Here is a 26,223-nt window from a genome sequence, read left to right as displayed (position 1 = left end):
AGCCATCGCCGCTGGCGGCAGGGGCCCCCCGTTTTTTTTTATGAGCGGCGTAAGCCGCGAAGCCACTGCCGGATCCGGAACGGAAAGCGCTCGGCAGCCGCGGAATCGGGTATGGGCTTTGCGCGGTGGGATTGCCAGCTTCGCGGCTTACGCCGCTCCTACAAAAGCCGGAGGCGTTTGTGCATTGCATCATTTAATACATAAATGTAATATACCGGGATGGACAAATCCATCCCCGCCGCCGGCGGCTACGCCAGCATCGACCAGAAGCTGGCGATCAGCAGTGCCCGCCACCCCGGTTTTCCGCGCGACCAGGCCATGCTGGCGCGGTTGATCAAGCTGGTGCACAAGCTGTTTTGTGACCATGGCAACCAGCTGATGCGTGACTACGGCATCTCCCATCCGGAGTACAACGTACTGATGATGCTGGACGGCTCCGAGCAGGGCCTCAGCCCGTCGGAAATCAGCGAGGCGGCCAGTGAGAAATCCTCCAATGTCACCCGCCTGATCGACCAGCTGCTGGCCAAACAGCTGGTCAGTCGCGCAGCCAGTGCCGAAGACCGGCGCAAGCTGGTGGTGCGCCTGAGCCCGGCCGGTGAGCAGCTGATCGAGCAGGTGATGCCGGCGGTGATCAAGCAGCTGCAACACTTCTTCAGCGGCGTCGAGCCGGCAGAACTGCGCCACACCGAAACCGTGCTGACCCGCATCCTGATGGGCCTGGAACAACAGCCATGAGTACCCGACCGGCTGAGTACGCGCCGGGCGCGCAGCAGTCCCCTGACGCCAAGTTCCCCAACCCCTGGCTAGACACTTTCGCACAGGCCATGAGCGGCGAACGCGCGGTGTGGGCCTATATCGGCAAGGTGCTGGTGGCCTTGTACCTGTCCGGCTGGATCGCGATGCGGCTGGGCATGAGCTCGCCAGGCACGGCGATGATCACCGTGCTGGTGGTGATGAACCGCAATACCGGCATGGTGCTGGCCAAAGCCTTCTATCGCGGTGTCGGTACCGTGGTTGGCTGCGCGATGGCAGTGCTGATGGTGTCGCTGTTCCCACAAAGCCCGGTCGCCCTGGTGACGGTGATGGCGGTGTGGGCCGGCTTCTGTGCCGGTGGCTCGGTATGGAGCCGTGGCATGGCCTCGTACGGTTTCGTGCTGTCCGGTTACACCGTTGCGATGATCGTATTCCCGGTGCTCAACCACCCGCAGAACATCCTCAACAGCGCGCTGGAGCGCACGGGCGAAGTGCTGCTCGGCATGGCAGTGACCAGTGTGGTGTTCGACGTGCTGTGGCCCAACCGCCTGCGTGCCGGCCTGCGTGCGGCCGATGACGGCAACCTCAATGACTTCCTGGGTTTTGTCGCAGATGCGATCGGCGGCCGCCTGCACGGCTTTGAAGTGATCGAGCGCACCCAGAGCCGGGTGGTGCAAGGCGCGATCAACTTCGAAGACCTGCGTGCGATGGCGTACTTTGACGACCCGATCCTGCGCAGCAACAACGGCCAGCTGAAGCTGATCAACCAGCACTTCATGGCAGCCACCTCGCGTTTCCAGGCATTGCACCACCATATCGATCGCCTGCATCGCAGCAAGGACGACGCCCTGGTCGCGGCGATACGGGCAAGCCTGAAGCCACTGTCGCAGCTGCTGGACGACAGCACGCTGCGTGACGACGTCCCTGCCCTGGCCAAGGCCCTGCAGCACTGGTGTGGACAACTCAATGGCGTGTTCGCCCGTGAACGGCGCGTGTTACCAGCAGACCTGCAGACCGGCTTCGATGCAAGCTCCCTGCTGGTGCGCCGCTTTGCCGAAGAGCTGCAGGCTTATCTAGGCGCCAAGGCGCGAATGGAAACCGGCAACGGCCGCCTGCGGGCACGCGCGCCGCGCTTGAGCAAGGTGCGCTTTACCCGCGCCAATGACTGGTATGCGATTGCCTTGGCCGCCGTGCGCTGCTTCGTGGTGATGCTGGCCCTGTCGCTGCTGTGGTTGAGCAGCAGCTGGAACCAAGGCGGTCTGGCGGTATTCGGCATGGCCGCGCTGGTGGCGATGTCCTCCGCCGCTCCCGACCCATTGTGGGTAGTGCGTCGGGCCACCATCGGCCATGTCATAGCGCCGTTCTTCGCGGTGCCTGGCTTCATCGCGATGGCATTGGGATCGGACTTCCCGATGTTGGTGTTGCTGACCCTGCCATCGATGATCGCCTCGCTGTACATCTCCACCCGGCCGCGCTTCGCGGTGACCGGCTTGGCCTTGAACGTTGGCATCCTGGTCTCGTGGAACATGGGCCCGCATTTCCATCCCAGCGCGCAGACCTATCTGGACAACTCGTTGACGCTGGCGGTCGGCGCCTTCATTGCAACCGGTGTGTTCATGCTGGTGCCGGGCCTGCCCGGCAGCAAGCAACGTCAGCGGCGCCTGCTGGAGCGCCTGCGTGCGCAGGTGCAGTTGGCGGTAAGCGCACCGCTGCCCGGGTTGCTGCCGAAGTTTGAAAGCGTCAGCCGCGAACTGTTCCAACAGGTAGCCAGCCGCACCGCGCCCGGCAGCCGGCCATCGCGGCAGTTGTTCGAGTGGGCCTTGCTGGTGCACGAAGCCGGCCATTGTGCGATCGATCTGCGCCATGACCTTGCCGAGCAACAGCTGCCAGCCACGCTGCACGCACGGATCGAACAGGCGCTGGCACTGCTCGGGCAGCTTTACCGCGAACCGCAGGCACGCACCCTGCGCGATGCCAAGGCCAGCGTGCAGGGCGCGCTGAGTGAGCTGACCGGCCCGCAACCGCAGGCGCTGCGCGCCGTGCGCGATCACCTTTACCTGCTGCAGATGAGCTTGGATGACAGCGCCTCGGTGCTGGCCGCCTATGTGCAGCGTTCCCGCCGCCAGCAGCGCCTGAAGGAGGCCCGCCATGCCGTTTGAAGTATCCATCGGCGATATCTATTTCCCCGGCTCGCTGGTGCTGGTGGTGCTGTTGCTGCCGGTGTTCGGCCTGCTCGATTACGGCCTGGGCCGGGTAGGCCTGTACCGCCGCGCGCTGCACCCCTCGCTGGTGCGCGTTGCCCTGTTTGCCAGCATTTACTGCCTGGCCTTGTTGTTGTTCCTGCCGCACTTTTCCTGATTGAGGATGTACCGATGAAAACCGCCAGCCTGATACGAGGCGGTGTCACCACAGTGGTGGTGCTGCTGGCCGCAGTGCTTGCCTACGTGGTCTGGCACCAATACATGCTTAGCCCGTGGACGCGTGATGCGCGCCTGCGCGCCGAGGTGGTGCGCATTGCGCCGGATGTATCCGGCCTGGTCACCGAAGTGGCCGTGCACGACAACCAGCTGGTCAAGCAAGGCGAGTTGCTGTTCGTCATCGACCGCGACCGCTATGCACTGGCGGTAGCCAAGGCCGAAGCCGATCTGCAGGCCGCCGAAGCCGCTGCGCGCGCTGCCGGCGCATCGATCTCAGCCGCCAGCGCCGGTGCCAGTGCCAGCCAGGCCGAGTTCCAGATGCGCCAGGAGCAGGCGCAACGCCGCGCCCAGCTCGACGGCATCGTCTCGCGTGAATCGCAGGCTGATGCACGCGCCGTGGCACAGGCCGCACAGGCCAGCTGGAAGCAGGCACAGGCCAGCGCGCATGCCGCCAGCGCCAGCAGCCAACAGGCCAGTGCCGCCCTGCAACAGGCGCGGGTGACACTGCAGCAGGCGCAGCTGGAACTGGCTCGCACCGAAGTACGCGCCAGCGCCGACGGCACCATCACCAACCTTGACGTGCGTGTAGGCGACTACGCCGCCGCCGGTCAGGCGCGGATGGCGCTGGTCGCCAGCGAAGGCATGTGGGTGTACGGCTACTTCGAGGAAACCAAGCTGCCGAAGATCCACCGCGGTGATGCCGTGGATATCCGCCTGATGGCCGGCGGCGTGCACCTGCAGGGCAAGGTTGAAGGCATTGCCACCGGCATCGCCGATGCAGCTGGCCCCACCAGCACCAACCTGCTGGCCGAGGTCGAGCCGACCTTCAACTGGGTACGGCTGGCGCAGCGCGTGCCGGTGCGGGTCAGCATCGATCCGCAGTCGGTACCGGACGATGCCGTGCTCAGCGCCGGCATGAGCGCCACCTTGGTGATCAAGCCCAAGGCCGGCTGAAGCACGGTCCGGATGAATGCGGGGCGTCGCAGATCCTGCGACAGCCGCGCGTTAGCGTAGGCGCATGCCTACCCCGATCAAGGGCCGCGGTGCCAGCACCTACCTGCCCGGCCGTTTCGAAACCCTGACCAGCGAAGCCGTCGATGACGGCTGGGCGGTCGATGAGAGCGAGGAATTCGCCGCCGCCAGGCTGCGCACCGACGTGCGCCCGGAAACCGCGCGCAGCATCATCAGCCGCAATAACTCACCGGACGTGGGCTTCAGCCAATCGGTCAATCCGTATCGCGGCTGTGAGCACGGTTGCTCGTATTGTTTCGCACGGCCGACGCACGCCTATCTGAATCTGTCGCCGGGGCTGGATTTCGAAACCAAGATTTTCGCCAAGACCAATGCTGCCGAAGTGTTGCGGCGCGAACTGTCCAAGCCCGGCTATGTGCCGCAGCCGATCGCCTTGGGCATCAACACCGATGCCTACCAGCCCATCGAGCGCAAACTCGGCATCACCCGCCAACTGATCGAGGTGATGCAGGAAACCCGGCATCCGTTCTCGCTGATCACCAAGAACGCACTGGTCGAGCGCGACATGGATCTGCTGGCGCCGCTGGCCGAGCAGCAACTGGTCAGCGTGCACTTCTCGGTGACCTCGCTGGACCCACATCTGTCAGCCAAGCTTGAACCGCGTGCGTCGGCTCCGCATGCACGGCTGCGTGCAATGCGCAGGTTGAGTGATGCCGGCATCCCGGTAGGCGTGATGGTGGCGCCGGTGATTCCGTGGATCAACGACGCCGAACTGGAATCGGTGCTGGAGGCCTCACGCGATGCCGGTGCCAGCAGCGCCGGTTACGTGCTGCTGCGCCTTCCCTACGAGGTAGCACCGCTGTTCCGCGATTGGCTGGATGCGCATTACCCCCAGCGCGCGGAGCATGTGATGAGCACCATCAACCAACTGCGTGGCGGCAAGGATTACGACAGCCAGTTCGGCAAGCGCATGCGTGGTGATGGCGTGTATGCCGATCTGCTTGCAAACCGCTTCAAGCTGGCCAGCAAGCGGCTGGGCTTCAACGCATCGCGCCAGCAATGGCCGTGGTTGGATTGCAGCAAATTCATTGCACCACTGCCGCCGAAGAAACCGTCACTGCAGGGTGAGTTGTTCTGAAGAGTGGGATGCAGTGAGTGAGCATCAGCTAAGCAAGCCTCGCGCTGATCAGCTCCGTTCTCGACCCTGGCACGGAATCTGCAATTGAGGTCGGCTTCTGGTATGCCCTGGTTCCAAAAAGTCATAGCTGCGGAAGTAACGATTGCGCATGGTGTGGGGTAAGGTTGCGCCGGTCCGCAGGAGTTGGTGAAGAACATCAACAACAGAATTGATTGAAGGGAACTTTGGTGAAGAAGGAACTTCTATTGACGGCTATTGCAGTTGCGGTGGTGACCGCGATTACGTTGTGGCCGGGTACGAAATCACCGGATACAGCCAATGTGTTGAATCCAGGAGAATTCGTTTCGTCCAAGCAAGACTCCATGGTTGATGCAGCAAGGAAGGTGGAGCAGACCGGCGCGTCGGACGCATCCCATTCCGCATACAAAGATGCGGCTTATCAGAGGACGCGCCACTTCGCCGACGAGGTATTGCAGACACAGGCGCGTGCATACGCGGGAGAAGCTGCGGCACAGAGGCAGCTGGCCGAAATCTACGGGAACTGCCTTGCCTTGGGCCAATCACCCGCAGCTTTCCTTCAAGGCGTGGCAGCGACGGCGCGTCTACATGCCAATCGCGCATCAGCGCGCCAGATGGAGATCGCAGCACAGCAATTGGTCGCCGAATGTGGGCAGGTGGATGGGGGTCAGGCTGTGCCATTGGAGGCGCAGAAACTGTGGCTCGCGCAGGCGGCAAAAGGAGGGGATTTAACCGCGAAAGTACGCATGGCGATGTACTACCCGAATGAGGCAGCAGCCTTTCCGGTCGCCGCAATTGTCGAACAGGCGCTGATGGCTGCAGACGCAAGTGCGTTGTTCGATCTGGGCCAAGTGCTCAATGGCAGAGCCGGCATCGCATTGGATGAACGAAGTGCTGTGCTCAGCGGAGAGCAGGGCGGATACGCGCTGAGTATCGTGGCATGCCGGCGGGGATTGGACTGTAGTGGCGATTCACGTGTGATGCGGTCGGTGTGCCTGAATACAGGTGCGTGTGAAAGCGCGTCCTATGAAGATTTCGTCCGTAGCCATCTTGTTCCGATTGGAGAAATGGAAGGCCTCGATAGACGGGTGGCTGCTGTGGCGGAGCTTGTGAAATCCCATTGATAAGGAAAGTCAAATGAAACCAGCGACAAGCATTGCGAGAAATCGAAAGTGGATTCTGATCGCCTGCCTGGTGGCGACAGCGGTCATTGCGAAGACGATATCAATCGACGTCAGCAAGAAGCCTTACGACACAGTGGCACCGGCCATAGGTATTGATGTCTCTACCTCGGGTGATTTGAAGATCGCTGCGCTATTGGGGCTGATGGGCATGTACAGAGTTGCCAACGGCATTCTTTCGGCGCCAATAGGCACGATCATCGAGGTCAAATGGTCCGACGGAAGCGCGGAGCAGGCATTGGTGGCCTGTTTGGTGGGGACACCCTGCGTACAACCCATACCTGGAACGCAACGCGGAGCCCCTGGCGGCGGTGGCGGGTCAGTTACATGGGATGGCGCAGCAGGTGATGGCGCCGGCGCCGGTGGATTTGGCGGCTTCGGTGGATTCGACGGTGGTTTTGGGGGGACGGGCGATATTGGCCTGTTGGAAACGATGTAGCTGGAAAGGGATGGATCCTGGTCGGACTACCCTCATTGCCCTTGCTGATCACATCTTCGTTGCAGGCAACGCATTGCTCTCGTTGGTGGCATCTACAATCTGGCTTGATTGGGATGATGCGCCAGGGCCGGGAACCGCCCAGCAGGTGCTTGGATAGATATGAACCAGCTGGCTGCTAGCTACGTTGCATCCATACAACACGTTGACAGCTATGTTCCTTGGAGCGGCATAGGCTGCGAAGCAGGCGGCAACGGAACTGCAGGCATCTACACCTCGGATCGATTGTCAGCTTCGCGGCTTATGCCGCTCCAACGCGTTATTTCAAGCAGTGGCCCAGCGGAACATCGCCTCGCGGTACAGGTGCTGAGTTACCCTGACGGCTGATTTCACGGGCCAAGAAGCCATGCGCAGGCAATACCACTTCCGTCCAAGCGGCGCTGGCCTGTTGGCCTGGGATGTGTATCGCTTGATTGCAATCAGCCGCGACCTTCCCGTCCACCGTGTGTCGCTGTCCGCGATCACCGAATTGGACGAAGCCTATTGGTGGGACGCCGGTTCACCACCTCCGACATGCAGGCAGGTCATTGAGCACATGCAGCTGGTGGAAGCAGCGGACCTGCAGTATCCGATCATCCTCTGCCCGCAGGGACGGGTGATGGATGGCATGCATCGCGTGGCCAAGGCGCTGTTGTTGGGAAAGAGCGAAGTCGCGGCAGTACGCCTGCCAGAGCTGCCTTCGCCAGATCATGTTGGCGTTGACCCGGACGATCTCTGCTACGACGACGTTTGAGATGTACTGATCACTGTAGTGCCGAGCCATGCTCGGTAGGGGCTCTACCGATAACACCTAAGCAGAGCATGGCTCTGCTCTACCCGCGTGAATGCTGCATCAGGATGCAGGGCGCATCTTGGTAACGCAGAGACTGCCCGACCATTGACTGAGGTGACCCCTGGATTGCTGTGTGTAGACGACACCGGTCAGAAGCAGATGTGTTTCCTGCAGGCCGGCGGAGCGTGGCACGCCATTGATCCAGATACCTTTGCTGAAATCGTGTGCATACATATCCACGCCCGCGTCTGCATAGAGTGCCGAGTGTTCGAACCCATACGAGTAGTAGCCTGCAACCGACACCGCGCGTCCTTCGTACGCGCGTCCGTTGGAGATGAGTTCGCTGACCGCGACTGACTGTGGAACACCGATGTAGCGCTTACAAGGGTTCTCCAATGCAGCTGTTGCAGTATTCATCGCCAGCGGCGCAGAAGGACAACCGCAGGCTGACAACAACAGCAAGGGCAGGGCCAGCAGCAGGACGCGAGCACCCGCACGTGTCATGTCGCATTTCCATACAACCGCTGCGCCGACTGGAACAAAATCCAACTCGTCGCAATGAACTTGTCTCCACCCTGCGGCCGATTGCCGCGATGAGTATGGGTGAATGCGGTAGGTGCGATCAGCAAGCTTCCCGTATGCGGCACCACCTTGCGTTGCTGGAACAGGAATTCGGTTTCGCCTTCTGCGAAACCATCATTGAGGTATAGCGTCCATAGCAGGTGCCGGTGCAGGGTTTCGCCACCAGGATCACGCGGGAACAATTCGCAGTGCCAATAGGGGTAGCCGCCCTCGCCCGCCGTATACCACTGCAGGTTGATCGCGCCAGGACGCAGGCAGGTGCGCGCGAGTTCGGATAGGGCGGCATCGTCCATACCCTGGAAATCATCTGCGCTCAGGCGGCGCGCCTGTCCTTCCGCATCGGGTACCTGCAGCATCAGCGGTGAAATCAGCACCTGTGGATAACGCCGCAGGTAATGCAGCATGCCGTTGAACACCGCCTGCTGCATGCGCTGCTCTACATCGCGCCAGCCCTCGTTGCCGCTGATACGCAGGTCGTGGCTGCGTTTGAGTTCGGGGAACACGCCGCTGCCGACCTGGCCGGGTTTGAGCTGGGTGCTTTGGCGCAGTCGTTCGACGATGGCGGCGCAATCGGCGGCGGACAGGGCGTTGTCGTAGACCTCAATGAAATCAACAGCAGTCATCGGCAGCCTCGCAGTGCGTGTCCGCCGATGGTGGCCTGAAGCGCCCCGCTTGTGTAGTGCCGAGCCATGCTCGGCAGGGGCTTCCCAAGCAATACCCAGGTAGTGCCGAGCCATGCTCGGCAGAGGCTTTCCAAGCAATGCACAGCAGCGGGGCTTTACCGGTAATGCCCCTGCCGAGCATGGCTCGGCACTACAGGTGAAGTGGGGCTCAGCCCTGCAGGTCGTGCTCGCGGTGGTAGCGGGTGGCTTCGGCGACTTCGTTCTTCGAGCCGAGGAACACCGGCACGCGCTGGTGCAGCTGGGTCGGGGCGATGTCGAGGATGCGCTCGCGGCCATCGGTGGCGGCGCCACCGGCCTGTTCGACCAGCAGTGACATCGGGTTGGCCTCGTACATCAGGCGCAGCTTGCCGGCCTTGGAAGGGTCCTTCTTGTCCCACGGGTAGATGAAGATGCCGCCGCGGGTCAGGATGCGGTGCACGTCGGCCACCATCGAGGCGATCCAGCGCATGTTGAAATCCTTGCCGCGCACGCCGTCCTTGCCGGCCAGCAGGTCGGCCACATAGCCCTGCATCGGCGCTTCCCAGTGGCGCTGGTTGGACATGTTGATGGCGAACTCCTTGGTGTCCGCCGGCACCTGCATGCCGCGCTGGGTCAGCACGAACTCGCCGGTTTCGCGGTCCAGGGTGAAGGCATGGGTGCCATGGCCCACGGTCAGGACCAGCATGGTGCTGGGCCCGTAGATGCAGTAACCAGCCGCGACCTGCTGGGTGCCCGGCTGCAGGAAGTGTTCGTCGCCCGGCTTATCCACACCCTTGGGCGAGCGCAGCACCGAGAAAATGGTGCCGACCGAGACGTTCACATCGATGTTGGAGCTGCCATCGAGGGGATCGAACAGCAGCAGGAAGTCGCCCAGCGGGTATTCCGACGGTACCGGCTGGCTGTGATCCATTTCCTCGGAGGCGCAGGCGGCCAGGTGGCCACCCCAGGCATTGGCTTCGAGCAGGATCTCATTGGAGATCACGTCGAGCTTCTTCTGTGCCTCGCCCTGCACGTTGCCGGTGCCGGCATCGCCCAGCACGCCGCCCAGGGCGCCCTTGCTGACGGCGATCGAGATGCTGGTGCAGGCGCGGGCAACCACGGCTACCAGCTGGCGCAGGTCGGCGTTGATGCGCTTGGCATGCTGTTCTTCGATCAGGAAACGGGTCAGCGACGTACGGGACATGGACGGCAACTACCTTCAGACGAAAGGGGCGCTATTGTCGCGGCTGGCTCGGCTTTTAGCGAGCCGTGGCCAGACTTTGTCTTTCTGTGGACAAATATGGACAGCGCCTGCCAGTCGATGTGTTGCACAGTTGCCGTGGCGAGGAAAAGCCCAGTCATGGCGGGCGCAAGCGGGTTATCCACAAGTGTTTGGGGATAATTCCATGGCGGAATGAGATGTGGATAAGTCCGTGGGTATTGGCTTTATCCACAGGCCTCGTACCATTCAGGGCCTTGCTGGAGAACACGATGGATTGGAACCAGGCCACACACGGCTTGCTGACTGCGTTGGGCATCGGCTTGCTGATCGGCGCGGTGCGCGAGCGTCAGCACGGCGGTCGCAAAAGCCTGCAGGCCGGCGTTCGGACGCATGCGCTGTCGGCCTTGCTGGGTGCGGCGGCCTTGATGCTGGGCCAGGCGGTATTCGTGGTGGCGCTGCTGGCAGTGGCGGCGTTGGCGTGGACCAGTTACCGCGTCACCTCGCGTGAAGATCCCGGCCTGACCGGCGAAATCGCCCTGTTGATAACTGTGCTGCTGGGCGGCTTGGGCATGCAGCAACAGGCGCTGGCGGCGGCGCTGGGCGTGGTGGTGGCGATCCTGCTGTGGGCCAAGGCGCCATTGGCACGCCTGAGCCGGGAAGTGATCAGCGACCAGGAGGTGCGTGACGCCCTGTTGCTGGCCGCCTGTGCGCTGGTGGTGCTGCCGATGCTGCCGGATAGCGCAGTCGATCCCTGGGGCGTGCTGGTGCCGTCCAAGCTGTGGCAGATCGTGGTGCTGGTGATGGGCGTGGGCATGCTCGGCCATATCGCGCTGCGGGCGGTGGGCGCGCGCTGGGGTCTGCCGGTAGCCGGGTTCTTTTCTGGCTTCGCCTCCTCGACCGCGGCAGTGGCCGGGTTTGGCCGCAGCAGTCGCGCCGCGCCGGCCTTGGTGATGCCTTCGGTAGCAGCGGCGTTATTGGCGAATCTTGCCTCGTTGCTGCTGTTTGCCGCCGTTATCGGCACAAGTTCGGCGACGTTGTTGAAGGCTGCGGCATGGCCGCTGGCGGCGGCGGGTCTGGTTCTGTTGTTGTGCTCGGTGCTGGGGTTGCGCCACGTGGCCGATGAAGCGGTGCCGCAGGGGCCGGCCAGCAAGGCCTTCCAGTTGAAACACGCCCTGCTGATCGCGCTGGTGATCGCGGTGGTGCTGCTGTTGTCCGAAGGGCTGCGGCAGTTGTTCGGGCAGGCCGGTGCCCTGGCTGGGGCGACGATTGCCGCCTTGGGTGAGTTGCACGCGGCGGCGGCGAGTATTGCTGGGCTTACTGCGTCTGGTGGCCTGGAATTGGCGCAGGCGCGTTGGGGGGTGGTGGCGCTGCTGGCCTCGGCGTCATTGGCCAAATCGGTGCTGGCGTTTGCCAGTGGTGGTGGGCGCTACGGCGCTGGCGTGGCGATTGGGCTTGGGGCGATGGTGGTGACTGCGGTGGTGGTTACCTGGGTGGTGCCGGGGTAGCTGCTGGATATCCACAGGGGGTTGTGGATAAGGCTTTGGAAAAGCAGGAGCTGGAGCAACGGCACCCCTCCCCAACCCTCCCCTGCGCTTTGCGCAAGGGAGGGGGCTAAGCTGCGGTTCGCGAAATGGTGAGGGCTGCAGCTATTGCCCTCTCCCTTTGTCGCAGGCAAGGGGAGGGTTGGGGAGGGGTGCTTTAAAGCTCTGAAGCCTTTGCTCCACAGTCTTATCCACAACCCTCAAACCACAAAAAAGCCCGGGTTTCCCCGGGCTTTTCATCACATCAGCAGCAACGATCAATCAGCCGCGGCTGACGTCGTAAACCGCCTTGGCCACGTAATCCAGGTTGTTCTGGCTCAGTGCGGCAACGCAGATGCGGCCGGTGCCGACGGCGTAGATGCCGTAGTCGTCACGCAGCTTGTCCACCTGTGCCTTGCTCAGGCCCGAGTAGGAGAACATGCCGGCCTGCTGCTGGATGAAGCCGAATTCCGGCGCGCCCAGGGCGGCCAGCTTCTGCACCATGCCGGCACGCAGGGCGTGGATGCGCTCGCGCATTTCGGTCAGCTCGGCTTCCCACACGCCACGCAGCTCGCCACTGTTCAGCACGCCGGCGACAAGCGCGGCGCCGTGGGTGGACGGGCTGGAGTAGATGGTGCGGATGATGCGCTTGACCTGCGACTGCACGGCCTTGGTCGAGGTCGCGTCCGGACCCACCACCGACAACGCACCGACGCGCTCGCCGTACAGCGAGAACGACTTGGAGTACGAGTTGGCGACGATGAAGCTGTCGATGCCGGCATCGGCGACGATGCGCACGGCCTGACCGTCCTCGGTGATGCCCTTGTCGAAGCCCTGGTAGGCCATGTCGATGAAGGGGAACAGCTGGCGGTCCTTCATCAATGCGGCAACCTGCTTCCACTGCTCGGTGCTCAGGTCGGCGCCGGTCGGGTTGTGGCAGCAGGCGTGCAGCAGCACCACGGTGCCCGGCTGCAGCTTCTGCAGGTCGGCCAGCATGCCGGCGAAGTCCAGGCCGTGTGCGGCGTTGTCGTAATAGGTGTAATCGACCACGTCGAAACCGGCGGCACCGAACACGGCGCGGTGGTTTTCCCAGCTCGGGTTGCTGATGGCGATGGTGGCGTGCGGCAGCAGGCGCTTCAGCAGGTCGGCGCCGACGCGCAGCGCACCGCTGCCGCCAACGGTCTGCGAGGTCGCGACGCGGCCAGCGGCCAGCAGGTCAGACGCTTCGCCGAACACCAGCTTCTGGGTGGCCTGGGTGTAGGCCGGCAGCCCGTCGATGGGCAGGTAACCGCGCGGTTTGGCCTCGGCGGCCAGCGTCTGCTCGATCTGCTTGACGGCGCGCAGCAGCGGAATGCGGCCGCTTTCGTCGTAGTAGATGCCCACGCCAAGATTGACCTTGGTGGTGCGGCTGTCAGCGTTGTAAGCCTCGGTCAGACCCAGAATCGGGTCACCAGGAACCTGTTCGACGTTTGCAAAGAAGGACACGGCGATACTCGTATCAGTGGCGGGGAGTGGGGGTGTTCGGCACGGGATGCAGCAAAAGCGCGCTCATAACCGCATCATCGTAACAGGGCTGGAGCCCCGTGGCCGTAGGGTTTCAGCTGGAACTTCAGCGCGCGGGGCGATGACGCTGCCTGCGTGGATCGGAGATGATGGCCGGATGCGTACTTGTAATCGTTTTTTGGCGTTTTCCGGGCTGATGCTGGCATTGCCGGCGCTGGCCGACGAGTTGCCCACCGCAACGCTGGATCGGGTGCGGGTCCAGGCGGCAAAGGTCCATGCGGTGGATGATTTCGACCTGCCCTCCTCCAGCAGCATGCTTGCGCTGGACGCCGACGGCAATGGCCGTGGCGCGCAGCTTTCCGAAGTGCTGGGCGCGGTGCCCGGCTTGCTGGCACGTGACCGGCAGAACTATGCACAGGACACCCAGCTGTCGCTGCGCGGTTTTGGCGCGCGCTCCACCTTCGGCGTGCGCGGGGTGCGGCTGCTGGTCGACGGGGTGCCGGCGACCATGCCCGATGGCCAGGGACAACTTTCGCACTTCAACGTGTTCGGCGCCGACCGGGTGGAGGTGCTGCGCGGGCCGTTCTCGGCGCTGTACGGCAATTCCTCCGGCGGCGTGCTGCAGCTGTGGAGCGAGGACGGGCAGGACGGCGATCCGTGGCGGCTGCGCAGCAGTTACGGCAGCAATGGCAGCTCCAGCACAGGTGTGCAGCTCAAAGGGTTGGCCGGGGCCATGCACTACAACGTGGCAGCCAACCATTTCCGTACCCACGGCTGGCGCGAGCACAGCGCTGCCCGGCGTGTATCGGTGAATGCGCGGCTGGGCGTTGATCTGGCGGCCGGCCAGCGACTGGAACTGCTGTTCAACGGCTTCGATGCACCGCACGCGCAGGACCCCTTGGGCCTGAGTCGCGAGCAGGTGCGCGAGAACCCGCGTCAGGCCACCGCCGTCGCCACTCAGTACAACACCCGCAAGTCGGTGCGGCAGACGCAGCTGGGTGTGGTCTACAGCGCCGAGCGTGATCAACAGACCTGGCGGTTGATGGGCTATGCGGGGCAGCGCGCGGTGGAACAGTTCCTGGCGATCCCGCCGGGGCCGCAGAACAGTCCCCTGCACTCGGGCGGGGTGATCGACCTGGACAGCGACTACGGCGGCGTGGACGCGCGCTGGGCCTGGCACGGGCAACTGGCTGGCAAGCCGCTGGAGCTGGTGATCGGGGCAAATGCCGACCGTCAGCAACAACACCGCACCGGCTACGAGAACTTCATCGGCAACAGCCTGGGCATCAAGGGTCGGCTGCGCCGCGACCAGAACGATCGGGTGCAGAACATCGACCAGTTCGCGCAGGCCTGGTGGCAGTTCAGCCCGCGCTGGTCGGCGCTGCTGGGTGCGCGCCATAGCGAAGTGCAGTTCCGTTCGCGCGACCGCTACGTCACTGCCAGCAATCCCGATGACAGCGGCAACCGTGATTACTCGGCGACCACACCGGTGGCGGGTCTGGTGTTCCGCGCCAGCGATGATCTGCGTCTGTATGCCTCGGCCGGGCGCGGTTTTGAAACGCCGACCTTCAACGAGCTGGGCTACCGCGCTGATGGCGGCGCCGGCCTGGCGCTGGATTTGGCCGAAGGCAGCACCCGCAACTACGAGATCGGCGGCAAATGGCGGGTGCAGAGCGGCGCGCGTGTGGAGCTGGCCTTGTTCCGTGCCGACAGCGAGGACGAGCTGGCGGTGGCGACCAACAGCGGCGGGCGCAGCAGCTACCGCAACATCGGCGCGACCCGGCGGCAAGGTATCGAGCTGAGCTGGCAGCAGCCGATTGCTGCCGACCAGCAGCTGCAGCTGGCCTATACCTGGCTACAAGCCAGCGTGCGCGATGCCTACCTGACCTGTACCGGCCTGCCCTCGCCCTGCACCCAGCCCACCAACCTTGTAGCTGCGGGCACACGTTTGCCGGGCGTGCCACGCCAGCAGTTGTTCGCACGCTGGCAATGGCAGCCGGGGCCGTGGCAGTGGGCGGCCGAAGTGGTGGCCGCCAGCGACATCGGCGCGAACGATCTGGGCAGCGCCAACGCAGCCGGCTATGGCCTGCTGAACCTGGAGATGGCGCGGCAGTGGACGACGGCTCGTGGGCCGCTGCGCGCCTTCGCCCGTATCGATAACCTGCTGGACCAGCGCTACATCGGCTCGGTGATCGTCAACGATGGCAACCAGCGCTATTACGAGCCGGGCCCAGACCGCGCCTTCACCGTGGGCCTGCAGTGGCAATGGGCACGTTGAGCAGCTGAGCGCGCGCACTTGGCCCCCTCCCTTTCGCGTAGCGAAGGGAAGGGCTGGGGAGGGGTGCTTCTGCTTCTGCTTTTGCTGTTGCACCCACCCAACAACCGCCTGAACACCCCGCTCACCCCCACCTAACAGCCCCGGGCGTATCTGTTAGCGCCCAACTGGGAGGGTTGTGCCATGTACCGCCCCGATCGCATCGAGCATCCCGCTGCGCCAACCTTGTTTGCCGCCGATCCCAAGCTGATGCGGCGCGGCCGGCTCAGGCGCAGCCAGCACGCTGCTGACGAAGTGGCGCAGGATTTCGTCCAGTACAGCCTTGACGATTACGCGCGGCGCCGGCGTGGCGCGCGCGGCTGGCTGGATCTGCAGCCGGCCTATGCATTCGCGCTGGCAACACACGCAGCGGATTGGCCACGTGGCAGCGGTGATACCGACGTGGAACTGGCCGAGCATTGGGAACAGGCACGCGGCGGCTCACGGCTGCGCTGGGAACAGGTAAGGGATCTGGTCGAAGACGCATGGCTGGCGCTGGACCGCATGCCGGTGGCTGCGGTGCACGTACGCTAGTCGAAACGTGGGGAAGCTTTTGTAGGAGCGGCGTCAGCCGCGAAGCTGGCAATGCTTGGCTATCGATGGGTATGTAATCTGGAGGTGCATGAGCTCTTGCGGCTTCGCCGCACCCTCTCCTGCCTTCGGCACTCCTGCTTTTTGTAGGAGCGGCGTAAGCCGCGAAGCTAGCAATGCCTCGCTACCGACTGGTATGCAACCTGACTGTGCGTGAGCCTAGCGGCTTCGCCGCTTCCCCTCTCCTGCCTTCGGCATCCTCTCCCGCAAGGGGAGAGGAGAAGATCAATAGCCAAAGCAAAAAGCAATCCAGCCAGCACACCCCGGGGGAGGTGCGGATGTGCTGGCCGGTTGCGATCAGGCGTTGAAGTCCAACACCACGCGCCCTTCAATCGCACCTGCATGCATGCGCTTGAACACGTCGTTGATGTTCTCCAGCTTGTCGGTGCTCACCGTCGCGGCGACCTTGCCGTCGGCGGCGAACTGCAGCGATTCCTGCAGGTCCAGGCGGGTGCCGACGATCGAGCCACGCACGGTGATGCCGTTGAGCACCATGCCGAAGATGTCCAGCGGGAAGTCACCCGGTGGCAGGCCGTTCAAGGACACCGTGCCGCCACGCCGCACCATGCCCAGCGCCTGCTCGAAGGCCTTGGGCGATACCGCAGTGACCAGGGCACCATGTGCGCCGCCGATTTCCTTCTTCAGGAAGGCCGCCGGATCAGTGTTGCGGGCGTTGACGGTGATGCTGGCGCCCAGGCGCTTGGCCAGGGCCAGCTTGCTGTCGTCGATATCCACTGCGGCCACGTTCAAGCCCATCGCCTTGGCGTACTGCACCGCCATGTGACCAAGGCCGCCGATACCGGAAATCGCCACCCAGTCACCGGGCTTGGTGTCGGTGACCTTCAAGCCCTTGTAGACGGTGACGCCCGCGCACAGGATCGGTGCGATCTCGACGAAGCCCACTTCCTTGGGCAGCAGGCCGACGTAGTTGGCATTGGCCAGCGCGTATTCGGCGAAACCACCGTTCACCGAATAACCGCTGTTCTGCTGCGCTTCGCACAGGGTTTCCCAGCCGCCCAGGCAGTGCTCGCAATAGCCGCAGGCCGAATACAGCCACGGAATGCCGACGCGGTCGCCCTCCTTGATGTGGGTGACGCCTGCGCCCACCGCGACCACGTGACCGACGCCTTCATGGCCGGGAATGAACGGGGGATTGGGTTTTACCGGCCAGTCGCCTTCGGCGGCATGCAGGTCGGTGTGGCAGACGCCGCAGGCCTCGATCTTGACCAGGATGTCGCCTGCGGCCGGACGCGGCACGGTTACTTCTTCAATCACCAGCGGCTTGCCGAATTCGCGGACCACGGCCGCCTTCATCGTCTTGTCCATCAATGGATCTCCTTTGCGGGGGATAAGTCCAGCTTCGCGCCAAGCCTGGCCTGGCGCCTTGATCCAGATCACGCCCGGCCAGTACCGACCGGGCGCATCCGGGCCTGGTTCAGAAGAAACCCAGTTTCTTGGGCGAATAGCTGACCAGCAGGTTCTTGGTCTGCTGGTAGTGGTCGAGCATCATCTTGTGGTTCTCGCGGCCGATGCCAGACTGCTTGTAGCCACCGAACGCCGCGTGCGCGGGATAGGCGTGGTAGCAATTGGTCCACACCCGCCCGGCCTGTATCGCACGGCCCATGCGGTACAGGCGTGAAGCATCGCGGCTCCACAGGCCGGCGCCAAGGCCGTACAAGGTGTCGTTGGCGATCTCCAGCGCTTCCTCTTCGGTCTTGAAGGTGGTCACCGACACCACCGGCCCGAATATCTCTTCCTGGAACACGCGCATCTTGTTGTGGCCCTTGAACACCGTCGGCTGCACATAGAAGCCATCGGCCAGATCACCGCCGAGCTGGTTCTGCTCGCCGCCGATCAGCACTTCGGCGCCCTCGGCCTTGCCGATCTCGATGTAGGACAGGATCTTCTGCAGCTGCTCCTGCGAGGCCTGCGCACCGACCATGGTGTTCGGATCCAGCGGATGGCCCTGCTTGATCGCCGCCACCCGCGCCAACGCACGTTCCATGAACTTTTCGTAGATCGATTCCTGGATCAGCACCCGCGACGGGCAGGTGCAGACCTCGCCCTGGTTGAAGGCGAACATCACGAAGCCTTCCACCGCCTTGTCGAGGAAATCATCGTCCTCGGCCATCACGTCGGCGAAGAAGATGTTCGGCGACTTGCCGCCCAGCTCCAGCGTCACCGGGATCAGGTTCTGGCTGGCGTACTGCATGATCAACCGGCCGGTGCTGGTCTCGCCGGTGAAGGCGATCTTGGCAATACGCGGGCTGCTGGCCAGCGGCTTGCCCGCTTCCAGGCCGAAGCCGTTGACGATATTGAGCACGCCTGGCGGCAGCAGGTCGCCGATCACTTCCATCAACACCAGGATCGAGGCCGGGGTCTGCTCGGCCGGCTTCAGTACCACGCAGTTGCCGGCGGCCAGTGCCGGTGCCAGCTTCCACGCCGCCATCAGCAGCGGGAAGTTCCACGGGATGATCTGCCCGACCACGCCCAGTGGCTCGTGGAAGTGATAGGCCACGGTGTCGTTGTCGATCTGCGACAAGCTGCCTTCCTGCGCGCGCAGGGCACCAGCGAAGTAGCGGAAATGGTCGGCCATCAACGGCACGTCGGCGTTGAGCGTCTCGCGGATCGGCTTGCCGTTGTCCCAGGTTTCGGCGTGGGCGATCAGCTCGAGGTTTTCCTCGATGCGGTCGGCGATGCGGTTGAGGATGTTGGCGCGCTCGGTGGTCGAACGCTTGCCCCAGGCGTCCTTGGCGGCGTGCGCGGCATCCAGCGCCAGCTCCACGTCCTCGGCATTTGAGCGCGCCACCTGGGTGAACACCTTGCCGGTGACCGGCGTGGTGTTGTCGAAATACTGGCCACTGCGCGGGGCTACCCATTCACCGCCGATGTAGTTGCCATAGCGGGCTTTGAACAGGGACTGCGGATCGGTGGCATGCGGTTTGGCGGACAGGACTGCGTTCATCTGTGGAATCTCCGGTTCAGCGGTGTGTGGGCCGCGTGTGTGGCGGTGGCTACAACAGGCGCAAGAGCGATGCCAAGTTCCGCCTGTTGCGTTGCGGCACGATGAAAAGCCATTGATTGCGAAGACTCGCGGGCAGATTTGCTGCGCTGCGAAACGCCAGGTGATTGCAGCGCCCGTCCGGGTGTGGTGTTAATCGGAACAGTGGTTTGAACAGCTGTCGCAAAATGCGACACAGGAGCGCTCATGGCACTGGCACTGCAACATCGCATGGGCAACGCCCGCCGCTCGTTCTTCGAGCGCGGCACCACGCCCGTGGGCACCGTACCCGACACCATTCTGCAGTCCTGGCGGCGCTGCCAGCGCAGCGGCCTGCTGGTGGATGCCGAGCCTGCGCTGGAACCCCTGCCCGGGCACAACCTGCGCGAACTGCGCGAGCGCCATGAACGCTTGTGGCGACTGGCGCGCGCCGAGCTGGATGGTTTGGCCGCACATACCGCCAGCACCGGCAGCATCGTGCTGCTGACCGATGAGAGCGGCTGGATCCTCAATGCCGAAGGCAGTGCCGGCTTCCTCGACAAGGCCGGGCGCGTCGCCTTGATGCCGGGTGTGTGCTGGAGTGAATCGGCGGTCGGCACCAATGCCATCGGTACCGCGATCGTCGAGGGCCGCGCGGTGGAGGTACGCGGCGGCGAGCACTTCTACGCACCGCACGGCATCCTCAGCTGCTCGGCCATGCCCATCCACGATCCGCACGGGCAACTGGCCGGCGTGCTCGACATCAGCGGGCCGGCCAGCGTGCAGCAGATGCATGCGATGGGCCTGGCGCGGTTGGCCGCCAACCGCATCGAGCACCGCTTTTTCGAGAACGGTATCGGCGACTGCGAACTGCTGCGCCTGCACCACGATCGCACCTTGCTGGGTACTGCGGGCGAGGCCGTGCTTGGCTTCCGCAATGGTCGCCTGGTGGTCGCCAATGGCGTCGGCCTGCACCTGTTCGGCCTGGAACGTGGCGACATCGGCCGCGCGTCGTATGAAGCACTGTTCGAGATGCCGCTGTCGCGGATGCGCGACGAAGGCATGTTGCAGGATCGCAGTGGTCGCGTGCTGCATGGCCAGCTGGATGCGCCAGCACCGGCAGCGCGCACGCGGTCGACCAGCGCCGCGCCACCGCTGTCACGGCCGATGCCAAGCACGGTCGCTGCACCTGCCGTGGTGTTCGATGCCACCCAGCGCGAACAACTGCTGCGTGCCGGCCGCGTGTTGGAAGCGGGCCTGCCGGTACTGCTGCAGGGCGAAACCGGCACCGGCAAGGAAGTGGCTGCACGCGCGCTGCATGCACAAGGAAGCCGCAGCGGCAAACCCTTCGTCGCGGTGAACTGTGCAGCCCTGCCAGAAGGACTGATCGAAGCCGAACTGTTCGGTTACGAAGAAGGCGCCTTCACCGGCGCGCGCCGACAAGGTAGCCAGGGCCTGCTGCGGCAGGCGCAGGGCGGCGTGTTGTTCCTCGACGAAATCGGTGACATGCCGCTGGCCTTGCAGCCGCGTTTGCTGCGCGTGTTGCAGGATCGCGAGCTGTCACCGCTGGGCGGCGGCAAACCGGTCAAGCTGGATTTCATGCTGATCTGCGCGACGCATTGCGATCTGCAACAGGCGATGGACGAAGGCCGGTTCCGTTCCGATCTGTACTACCGCATTGCCGATCATGTGATGCGCTTGTCGCCACTGCGTGAGGCGCAGGACCGCGCGCAATTGCTGCAGGCGATGTGGCAGCCCTTGGCGCAAGGCCGCGTATTGAGCGTGGAGGCAGAGCGTTTGCTGGTTGCATATGACTGGCCCGGCAATCTGCGCCAGCTTGCGGCGTGCCTGCGCACCCTGGTGGCGTTGACCGAGCCGGGTGCGGTGATTGGTATGGAACTGCTGCCGGAGCATCTGCATCAGGCGGCGCGACGCGTTGCTGCCGCGCCGGTGGTGGATGGCAGCCTGCAGGAACTGGCCCTGGATGTGATGCGGCAGACCTTGGCGGCCTGCGATGGCAATGTGAGTCTGGCGGCGAAAAGGCTGGGGGTTAATCGCAGTACTTTGTATCGGCGGTTGAAGCTTTAAAGCTGAGCAACAGCAACAACAACAACAACAACAACAACAACAACACCCCTCCCCGGCCCTCCCCTGCGCGTTGCGCAAGGGAGGGGGTGGTTCGTGCGGCCTGCAGCATCCTGCGCAATTGCAGCTTCAGCCCCCTCCCTTTGCCGAAGGCAAGGGGAGGGTTGGGGAGGGGTTAGCTTTTGATCTTGATCTAATCCCCAATCCCGGCATCAGCCCGGCAACACCGCCGCAGCCCTTGCCAGCTTCTCAATCCCCGCCCAATCACGCGCCTGCAACAGCTCACGCGTGGTCAACCACGAACCGCCCACGCACAACACATTCGGCAGATGCAGGAACTGCGATGCGGTTTGCGCGCTGATGCCACCGGTCGGACAGAACCGCACATCGCCGAACGGGCCATTCCAGGCCGACAACATGCCCACGCCGCCAGCCTGCACGGCCGGGAAGAACTTGAACGTATCCAGCCCGTGCTCGAGGCCACGCATCAGCTCGGACGAGGTAGCCACACCTGGCAGGAACGGCAGGTCGGTATCGCGCGCCGCCGCATACAGCGTGTCGGTAGCACCCGGCGACACCGCAAAACGACCGCCCACGGATTTCAGCTTCTCCATCTGCGCCGGGGTCAACACGGTGCCGGCACCGACGACTGCATCCGGTACTGCCTCGACCATGGCCTTGATCGCATCCATCGCGTTTGCGGTGCGCAGGGTGACTTCGATCACCGGCAGGCCGCCGTTGAACAAGGCCTGCGCGACCTGCACCGCATCGTCGACGTTGTCGGGAGTGAACACCGGAATCACCGGGGCCAGTTTGAGCACTGCGCGTACGCGCGGATCAGCGCCGGACATCGAACTTTCCTTCGCCCATCAGGGCCATGACGTCGGCCACGCCGACTGGGTTGAAATCACCGGGAATGGAATGCTTCAGGCAGCCCGCGGCCAGGCCGAAGCGGACCGTGGTTTCCGCATCCATGCCTTCGATCAGGCCGTGCAGCACGCCGGCTGCAAACGCGTCGCCGCCGCCGATGCGGTCGACGATATCGGTCAGCTCTTCGGCCGGTGCCAATGCTCGGGTGCCATCACGACCGAGCAGCATCGCGCCCAGCGAGTGGTGGCCGACGCTGTGCGCGGTGCGCTGCGTGCAGGCCATGTACTGCAGGCGCGGGAATGCCGCGAACGCCATCGCCGCGGCAGCATCGACGCGCGCCTGCGGTTCGGTCTGGTTGAACTCGCCGCCCAGCACCACGCCGATGTCGCGATAGTCGGCAAATACGATGTGCGCGCAGTCGAACAGGTCGCGCAGGATCGCCTTGGCATCGCCGCCCCAACGTTCCCACAGCTTGGGCCGGAAGTTGCCGTCGAAAGAGACCTTGATGCCGCGCTCGTTGGCGGCGCGTGCGGCGGCCAGGGTGGCCTGCGCGGCTTCCAGCCCGAGCGCCGGGCTGACCCCGGACAGGTGCAGCCACTGCGCGCCCTGCAGCAGTGCCGGCCAGTCATAGCTGTCGGCACGGGCGCTGGCAAAGGCCGAGTCGGCGCGGTCATAGACCACTTCGCTGGGCCGGTGGCCGGCGCCGGTGGTCAGGAAGTACAGGCCCATGCGGCCATCGCTGCGGCGCACGCGTGAGGTGTCCACGCCGTGGCGGCGCAGTTCACCGGTCACCGCCGCACCCAGCGGGTTGTCGGCGACCACGCTGATCATCGCCACGTCGTGGCCGAAGTGCGCCAGGGACACGCCGACATTGGCCTCGGCACCGCCGGCATGCACGTGCAGCGTGGGCGATTGCAACAACAGCTGGTTACCGGGCGCGCCCAGGCGCAGCAGCAGCTCACCAAAACAGACAACACGGGGGGAAATCATCGCCATTCCTGTCTCCTCGTCGATCGGCGCGCATCATGGCATGGTTGATTGGCTATCGGTGTCATTTGCCTACGGCTGTCCCTCCGGCTGCCCGTGTTACCGTCCCCTCATGTCCTTCAGACAATGGTTTCCGCCCTGTTTGCTCCCTGTTGCAGTGCAAGATGCTCCCTCTTCACGCAGCTGCTACTTTCCGTTTTGACCAGCGGTGTCATCCGGCGGAAAGCACAAGCCGGAGCCACTGCATCGAATGCAAACCTTGGAGAGGGGAAGCACATGAATCCACGTAATTCGCAGAAAAAGACACCGGTTACCTTGCTCGCATTGGGAATCAGTTTGGCCCTGCAGGCTGGCGTTGCCATGGCCCAGGACGCAGCTGCGCCGGCATCTTCAGGCACCGCCGCCACCGAACTGGACGCGGTGACCGTCACCGGCTACCGCGCCAGCGTGGAGAAAGCGCTGGACATCAAGCGCGGCGAAGCCGGCGTTGTCGATGCCATCGTCGCCGAGGACATCGGCAAATTCCCCGACAGCAACCTTGCCGAGTCGCTGCAGCGCATTCCGGGCGTGGTGATCACCCGTGATGGCGGCGAAGGCCGCAACATCTCGGTGCGCGGTCTGGGCCCGGACTTTACCCGCGTACGTATCAACGGGCTGGAAGCACTGAGCACGGTTGGCAGCACCGACGGCCAGGGCGGTACCAACCGCGGCCGTGGCTTCGATTTCAACGTATTCGCGGCGGACCTTTTCACCCAGTTGATCGCGCGCAAGACCGCCTCGGCGGATGTGGATGAAGGCTCGCTGGGCGCCACCGTCGACCTGCGCACAGGCCGTCCGTTCGACTATGACGGGCTGACCATCGTCAGCAATGTGCAGGCGTCCTACAACGATGCCTCGCAGTCGGCGATGCCGCGTTTTGCCGGTTTGATCGCCAACAGCTGGGCCGACGGCAAGTTCGGCGCGCTGTTCTCGGTGGCCTACTCCGAACGTGAAACCGTCGAAGAGGGCAGCGGCACCGTGCGTTGGGCCAACGCGCTGGCGAACACGCCCACCAACACCGCCAATCCGAACGGTGTCGGCTTCGCCGGTTGCTCCACTGGTACCGCGCCCTTCCCCGGCGTCTGCAGCGACAAGGTCTACACGCCGCGCTTCCCGCGCTACACGCTGATCGAGCATGACCAGAAGCGTCTGGGTGTTACCGGCGCGCTGCAGTTCAAGCCCAGCGACCGCACCAGCTTCAACCTGGACATGCTGTACTCCAAGATCGACGCCAAGCGTGATGAGAAGTACATCGAAGCCAATGGCCTGAGCAAGACCGGTACGGCTGGCAAGGCGCAGACCGTGGTCACCGATGGCGTGATCGAGAACGGCGCGCTGGTCTACGCAAAGATGGACAACGTGGACATCCGTGCGGAAAACCGCCACGACGAATGGACCACCGATTTCTACCAGCTCAGCCTTGATGGTGAGCACCGACTGACCGACAACTTCACCATCACCGGCAAGATCGGCACGTCCAAGTCCAAGCATGAGAACCCCATCCAGGCGACCATCATGATGGACAAGCTGGATGTGGATGGTTACAGCTACGACTACCGTGGCAATGCCAACAAGCCGGTGTTCAACTACGGTGTGAGCCCGACCGACCCCAGTGGTTGGACGCTGTCCACCATTCGCCTGCGCCAGAACTACGTGACCAACGAGTTCCACAATGGCCAGTTGGAGTTCTCCTGGGTGATGGGCCCGTCCTTCACCCTGGACGGCGGCATCCAGGCCAAAAACTACAGCTTCGACTCGATGGAACGTCGCCGCAAAGCGACTGAAACCGAGGTCCCCAATTTCAGCACCGGCAACAAGCTGGTACCTGCTGACATGACGGAGATCGCCAGTCTCGGTGGCATGTCGGGCTCGCCCGGCAAGTGGGTGGTTCCGAACTTCGGCGCGATTGCCGACCAGTTCGGCATCTTCAGCAATCAGGGCACCTTTGCCGTTGCCGACTACGCACCCAGCATCCGTGGTGTGGAGGAGCAGGACCGCAGTGGCTGGTTGATGGGTCGCTTCTCCACCGAACTGGGCTCGATTCCGGTGTCGGGCAACATCGGTGCACGCTACGTCAAGACCAAGCAGACCTCGCACGGCATCGCCACCGGTTCCGGCACGCCGGTCGTGGCGACCGCAACGCGTGAGTACAACGACTTCCTGCCGTCGCTGAACCTGGTTGCGGAAATCACGCCGGACTTCCTGATCCGCTTGGGTGCGGCCAAGGTGATGTCACGTCCGGGTCTTGGCAGCCTGACCCCGGGCGTCACCGTCAGCGTCAGCGGTAGTGCCAAGACGGTGAGCGCGGGCAACCCCGACCTGGAACCGATCCGCGCCAAGACCGTGGATCTGGGCTTCGAGTGGTACTTCAACGAAGGTGCCATGCTCGGTGTCGGCCTGTTCTACAAGGATATCGGCAGCTTCATCCAGAACACCCGTGAGAGCCGCATCTATTCGGAAAGCGGTCTGCCGGCCAGCTTGCTGGCGGGTACCACTGCCAGCCCGGATGACACCTTCGTGTTCTCGCTGCCGGTCAATACCCCGGGCGGTGACCTGACCGGTGTCGAGTTCAACTACACGCAGCCCTTCACTTTCCTGCCGGGCAAATGGTCCAACCTCGGTGCGCAGTTCAACTACACCTATGTGGAATCGAAGGTGCAGTACATCACCAGCAGCGGCGCGCTTGCGCAGAAGACCGATCTGACCGGGCTGTCGCGCAACTCCTGGAATACGACCTTGTTCTACGAAGGTGAGCGTTGGTCAGGCCGTGTTTCGGCGACCAACCGCGACGACTACCTGATCCAGGTGCCGGGCACCGAAAAGGGCTTCGACAGTGCAGGCCTCGGCGTACACGGCCAGAGCGGCACGACCTTCGTTGATGCGTCCATCCACTACCGCATCAGCGACCAGCTGGAAATCAGCCTGGAAGGCGCCAACCTGACCAACGAAGCACAGGAATCGTGGGTGGCAAACCCGTCGGTATCGCTGCCGCTGGAGTACAGCGAGACCGGCCGCCAGTTCACCTTGGGCCTGCGTTACAAGTTCTGATAGTCGCACTTTGGCAGGGACTGGAGCGCACTCTCTCCGCAGCTCCGGCCCTGCCCTTTCATCTTCCGCAGGCCATGGTCATGCCATGGCCTGA

General features: G+C 63.7%; 21 protein-coding genes. 13 read left to right on the top strand and 8 right to left on the bottom strand.

Going from position 1 to position 26,223, the window contains the following annotated elements; genetic code table 11:
• Positions 1–219 precede the first annotated feature (219 nt).
• From ACVOLS_RS05680 to ACVOLS_RS05645, 8 genes are all read left to right on the top strand, one after another.
• Positions 220–735, top strand: coding sequence for a MarR family winged helix-turn-helix transcriptional regulator (locus ACVOLS_RS05680; RefSeq protein WP_481544835.1), 516 nt, complete (start codon positions 220–222; stop codon positions 733–735).
• Positions 732–2,912 carry an FUSC family protein gene (locus ACVOLS_RS05675; protein WP_481544834.1) on the top strand — a complete coding sequence of 727 codons (2,181 nt, stop codon included), beginning with the start codon at positions 732–734 and terminating at the stop codon, positions 2,910–2,912. Before ACVOLS_RS05680 ends, ACVOLS_RS05675 begins: the two co-directional genes overlap by 4 nt.
• The gene (locus tag ACVOLS_RS05670; protein ID WP_481544833.1) at positions 2,902–3,111 is read left to right on the top strand and encodes a DUF1656 domain-containing protein; all 210 of its coding nucleotides are present in this window, start codon (positions 2,902–2,904) and stop codon (positions 3,109–3,111) included. Before ACVOLS_RS05675 ends, ACVOLS_RS05670 begins: the two co-directional genes overlap by 11 nt.
• Before the next feature lie 14 nt (positions 3,112–3,125).
• Positions 3,126–4,124 (top strand): HlyD family secretion protein, encoded by a 999-nt coding sequence (locus tag ACVOLS_RS05665; RefSeq protein WP_481544832.1) that lies wholly within the window; start codon positions 3,126–3,128, stop codon positions 4,122–4,124.
• Positions 4,125–4,188: 64 nt separating this feature from the next.
• A complete protein-coding gene (locus tag ACVOLS_RS05660) occupies positions 4,189–5,280 on the top strand; it encodes a PA0069 family radical SAM protein (protein WP_481544831.1) in 1,092 nt (363 codons plus the stop codon).
• Positions 5,281–5,507: 227 nt separating this feature from the next.
• A complete protein-coding gene (locus ACVOLS_RS05655; RefSeq protein WP_481544830.1) occupies positions 5,508–6,422 on the top strand; it encodes a hypothetical protein in 915 nt (304 codons plus the stop codon).
• Positions 6,423–6,435: 13 nt separating this feature from the next.
• Positions 6,436–6,918 carry a hypothetical protein gene (locus ACVOLS_RS05650; RefSeq protein WP_481544829.1) on the top strand — a complete coding sequence of 161 codons (483 nt, stop codon included), beginning with the start codon at positions 6,436–6,438 and terminating at the stop codon, positions 6,916–6,918.
• 403 nt (positions 6,919–7,321) lie between these two features.
• A complete protein-coding gene (locus tag ACVOLS_RS05645; RefSeq protein WP_481544828.1) occupies positions 7,322–7,708 on the top strand; it encodes a hypothetical protein in 387 nt (128 codons plus the stop codon).
• A gap of 99 nt (positions 7,709–7,807) precedes the next feature.
• On the opposite strand, the gene ACVOLS_RS05640 is transcribed toward ACVOLS_RS05645, so the two are convergent.
• From ACVOLS_RS05640 to ACVOLS_RS05630, 3 genes are all read right to left on the bottom strand, one after another.
• Complete coding sequence (locus tag ACVOLS_RS05640; RefSeq protein ID WP_481544827.1) at positions 7,808–8,251, bottom strand: hypothetical protein; 444 nt, start codon at positions 8,249–8,251, stop codon at positions 7,808–7,810.
• Complete coding sequence (locus ACVOLS_RS05635; protein WP_481544826.1) at positions 8,248–8,952, bottom strand: 2OG-Fe(II) oxygenase; 705 nt, start codon at positions 8,950–8,952, stop codon at positions 8,248–8,250. The genes ACVOLS_RS05640 and ACVOLS_RS05635 overlap by 4 nt, the downstream gene beginning before the upstream one ends.
• Before the next feature lie 208 nt (positions 8,953–9,160).
• Complete coding sequence (locus ACVOLS_RS05630) at positions 9,161–10,174, bottom strand: class 1 fructose-bisphosphatase (RefSeq protein ID WP_481544825.1); 1,014 nt, start codon at positions 10,172–10,174, stop codon at positions 9,161–9,163.
• 287 nt (positions 10,175–10,461) lie between these two features.
• On the opposite strand from ACVOLS_RS05630, the gene ACVOLS_RS05625 reads away from it, so the two are divergent.
• Positions 10,462–11,697 carry an MgtC/SapB family protein gene (locus tag ACVOLS_RS05625; protein ID WP_481544824.1) on the top strand — a complete coding sequence of 412 codons (1,236 nt, stop codon included), beginning with the start codon at positions 10,462–10,464 and terminating at the stop codon, positions 11,695–11,697.
• 297 nt (positions 11,698–11,994) lie between these two features.
• On the opposite strand, the gene ACVOLS_RS05620 is transcribed toward ACVOLS_RS05625, so the two are convergent.
• Positions 11,995–13,197 (bottom strand): amino acid aminotransferase, encoded by a 1,203-nt coding sequence (locus ACVOLS_RS05620; RefSeq protein ID WP_282269220.1) that lies wholly within the window; start codon positions 13,195–13,197, stop codon positions 11,995–11,997.
• Between the two features lie 175 nt (positions 13,198–13,372).
• Here ACVOLS_RS05620 and ACVOLS_RS05615 point away from each other — a divergent pair, with 175 nt between their 5' ends.
• Both ACVOLS_RS05615 and ACVOLS_RS05610 read left to right on the top strand, forming a co-directional pair.
• Entirely contained in the window at positions 13,373–15,493 is a 2,121-nt protein-coding gene (locus ACVOLS_RS05615; RefSeq protein ID WP_481544823.1) for a TonB-dependent receptor family protein, read from the top strand.
• Positions 15,494–15,739: 246 nt separating this feature from the next.
• Positions 15,740–16,063 carry a hypothetical protein gene (locus ACVOLS_RS05610; protein ID WP_296247419.1) on the top strand — a complete coding sequence of 108 codons (324 nt, stop codon included), beginning with the start codon at positions 15,740–15,742 and terminating at the stop codon, positions 16,061–16,063.
• 354 nt (positions 16,064–16,417) lie between these two features.
• Here the strand turns inward: ACVOLS_RS05610 and adhP are convergent, their stop codons facing one another.
• On the bottom strand, positions 16,418–17,446 hold the full coding sequence (gene adhP, locus ACVOLS_RS05605) for an alcohol dehydrogenase AdhP (RefSeq protein ID WP_481544822.1): 1,029 nt from the start codon (positions 17,444–17,446) through the stop codon (positions 16,418–16,420).
• Between the two features lie 109 nt (positions 17,447–17,555).
• A complete protein-coding gene (adh, locus tag ACVOLS_RS05600; RefSeq protein ID WP_481544821.1) occupies positions 17,556–19,085 on the bottom strand; it encodes an aldehyde dehydrogenase in 1,530 nt (509 codons plus the stop codon).
• Between the two features lie 243 nt (positions 19,086–19,328).
• Between adh and ACVOLS_RS05595 the strand changes: the two genes are divergently transcribed.
• Complete coding sequence (locus ACVOLS_RS05595; RefSeq protein ID WP_481544820.1) at positions 19,329–21,188, top strand: sigma-54-dependent Fis family transcriptional regulator; 1,860 nt, start codon at positions 19,329–19,331, stop codon at positions 21,186–21,188.
• 209 nt (positions 21,189–21,397) lie between these two features.
• On the opposite strand, the gene eda is transcribed toward ACVOLS_RS05595, so the two are convergent.
• Together eda and ACVOLS_RS05585 are read right to left on the bottom strand one after the other, a co-directional pair.
• Positions 21,398–22,036 (bottom strand): bifunctional 4-hydroxy-2-oxoglutarate aldolase/2-dehydro-3-deoxy-phosphogluconate aldolase, encoded by a 639-nt coding sequence (eda, locus tag ACVOLS_RS05590; protein WP_481513380.1) that lies wholly within the window; start codon positions 22,034–22,036, stop codon positions 21,398–21,400.
• Positions 22,023–23,045, bottom strand: a complete 1,023-nt coding sequence (locus ACVOLS_RS05585) for a sugar kinase (protein ID WP_481544819.1) — start codon at positions 23,043–23,045, stop codon at positions 22,023–22,025. Before ACVOLS_RS05585 ends, eda begins: the two co-directional genes overlap by 14 nt.
• A 273-nt stretch (positions 23,046–23,318) precedes the next feature.
• Here ACVOLS_RS05585 and ACVOLS_RS05580 point away from each other — a divergent pair, with 273 nt between their 5' ends.
• Positions 23,319–26,129: a TonB-dependent receptor gene (locus tag ACVOLS_RS05580; protein WP_481544818.1), complete on the top strand. Its 2,811-nt coding sequence runs from the start codon at positions 23,319–23,321 to the stop codon at positions 26,127–26,129.
• Positions 26,130–26,223 lie beyond the last annotated feature (94 nt).

This window comes from Stenotrophomonas sp. STEN038, assembly GCF_056759895.1.
The sequence above is the reverse complement of the archived record's forward strand: the minus strand, read 5'-3'. Positions and strand labels throughout refer to the sequence as shown.

What these genes read in the sequence shown, in the direction of transcription:
- ACVOLS_RS05680 (WP_481544835.1), top strand. Translation starts at nt 220, where the DNA reads ATGGACAAATCCATCCCCGCCGCCGGCGGCTACGCCAGCATCGACCAG.
- ACVOLS_RS05585 (WP_481544819.1), bottom strand. Translation starts at nt 23,045, where the DNA reads ATGATTTCCCCCCGTGTTGTCTGTTTTGGTGAGCTGCTGCTGCGCCTG.
- ACVOLS_RS05645 (WP_481544828.1), top strand. Translation starts at nt 7,322, where the DNA reads ATGCGCAGGCAATACCACTTCCGTCCAAGCGGCGCTGGCCTGTTGGCC.
- ACVOLS_RS05630 (WP_481544825.1), bottom strand. Translation starts at nt 10,174, where the DNA reads ATGTCCCGTACGTCGCTGACCCGTTTCCTGATCGAAGAACAGCATGCC.
- ACVOLS_RS05580 (WP_481544818.1), top strand. Translation starts at nt 23,319, where the DNA reads ATGAATCCACGTAATTCGCAGAAAAAGACACCGGTTACCTTGCTCGCA.
- ACVOLS_RS05615 (WP_481544823.1), top strand. Translation starts at nt 13,373, where the DNA reads ATGCGTACTTGTAATCGTTTTTTGGCGTTTTCCGGGCTGATGCTGGCA.
- ACVOLS_RS05595 (WP_481544820.1), top strand. Translation starts at nt 19,329, where the DNA reads ATGGCACTGGCACTGCAACATCGCATGGGCAACGCCCGCCGCTCGTTC.
- adhP (WP_481544822.1), bottom strand. Translation starts at nt 17,446, where the DNA reads ATGGACAAGACGATGAAGGCGGCCGTGGTCCGCGAATTCGGCAAGCCG.
- ACVOLS_RS05670 (WP_481544833.1), top strand. Translation starts at nt 2,902, where the DNA reads ATGCCGTTTGAAGTATCCATCGGCGATATCTATTTCCCCGGCTCGCTG.
- ACVOLS_RS05660 (WP_481544831.1), top strand. Translation starts at nt 4,189, where the DNA reads ATGCCTACCCCGATCAAGGGCCGCGGTGCCAGCACCTACCTGCCCGGC.
- ACVOLS_RS05610 (WP_296247419.1), top strand. Translation starts at nt 15,740, where the DNA reads ATGCGGCGCGGCCGGCTCAGGCGCAGCCAGCACGCTGCTGACGAAGTG.
- ACVOLS_RS05650 (WP_481544829.1), top strand. Translation starts at nt 6,436, where the DNA reads ATGAAACCAGCGACAAGCATTGCGAGAAATCGAAAGTGGATTCTGATC.
- adh (WP_481544821.1), bottom strand. Translation starts at nt 19,085, where the DNA reads ATGAACGCAGTCCTGTCCGCCAAACCGCATGCCACCGATCCGCAGTCC.
- eda (WP_481513380.1), bottom strand. Translation starts at nt 22,036, where the DNA reads ATGTCCGGCGCTGATCCGCGCGTACGCGCAGTGCTCAAACTGGCCCCG.
- ACVOLS_RS05665 (WP_481544832.1), top strand. Translation starts at nt 3,126, where the DNA reads ATGAAAACCGCCAGCCTGATACGAGGCGGTGTCACCACAGTGGTGGTG.
- ACVOLS_RS05625 (WP_481544824.1), top strand. Translation starts at nt 10,462, where the DNA reads ATGGATTGGAACCAGGCCACACACGGCTTGCTGACTGCGTTGGGCATC.
- ACVOLS_RS05675 (WP_481544834.1), top strand. Translation starts at nt 732, where the DNA reads ATGAGTACCCGACCGGCTGAGTACGCGCCGGGCGCGCAGCAGTCCCCT.
- ACVOLS_RS05640 (WP_481544827.1), bottom strand. Translation starts at nt 8,251, where the DNA reads ATGACACGTGCGGGTGCTCGCGTCCTGCTGCTGGCCCTGCCCTTGCTG.
- ACVOLS_RS05635 (WP_481544826.1), bottom strand. Translation starts at nt 8,952, where the DNA reads ATGACTGCTGTTGATTTCATTGAGGTCTACGACAACGCCCTGTCCGCC.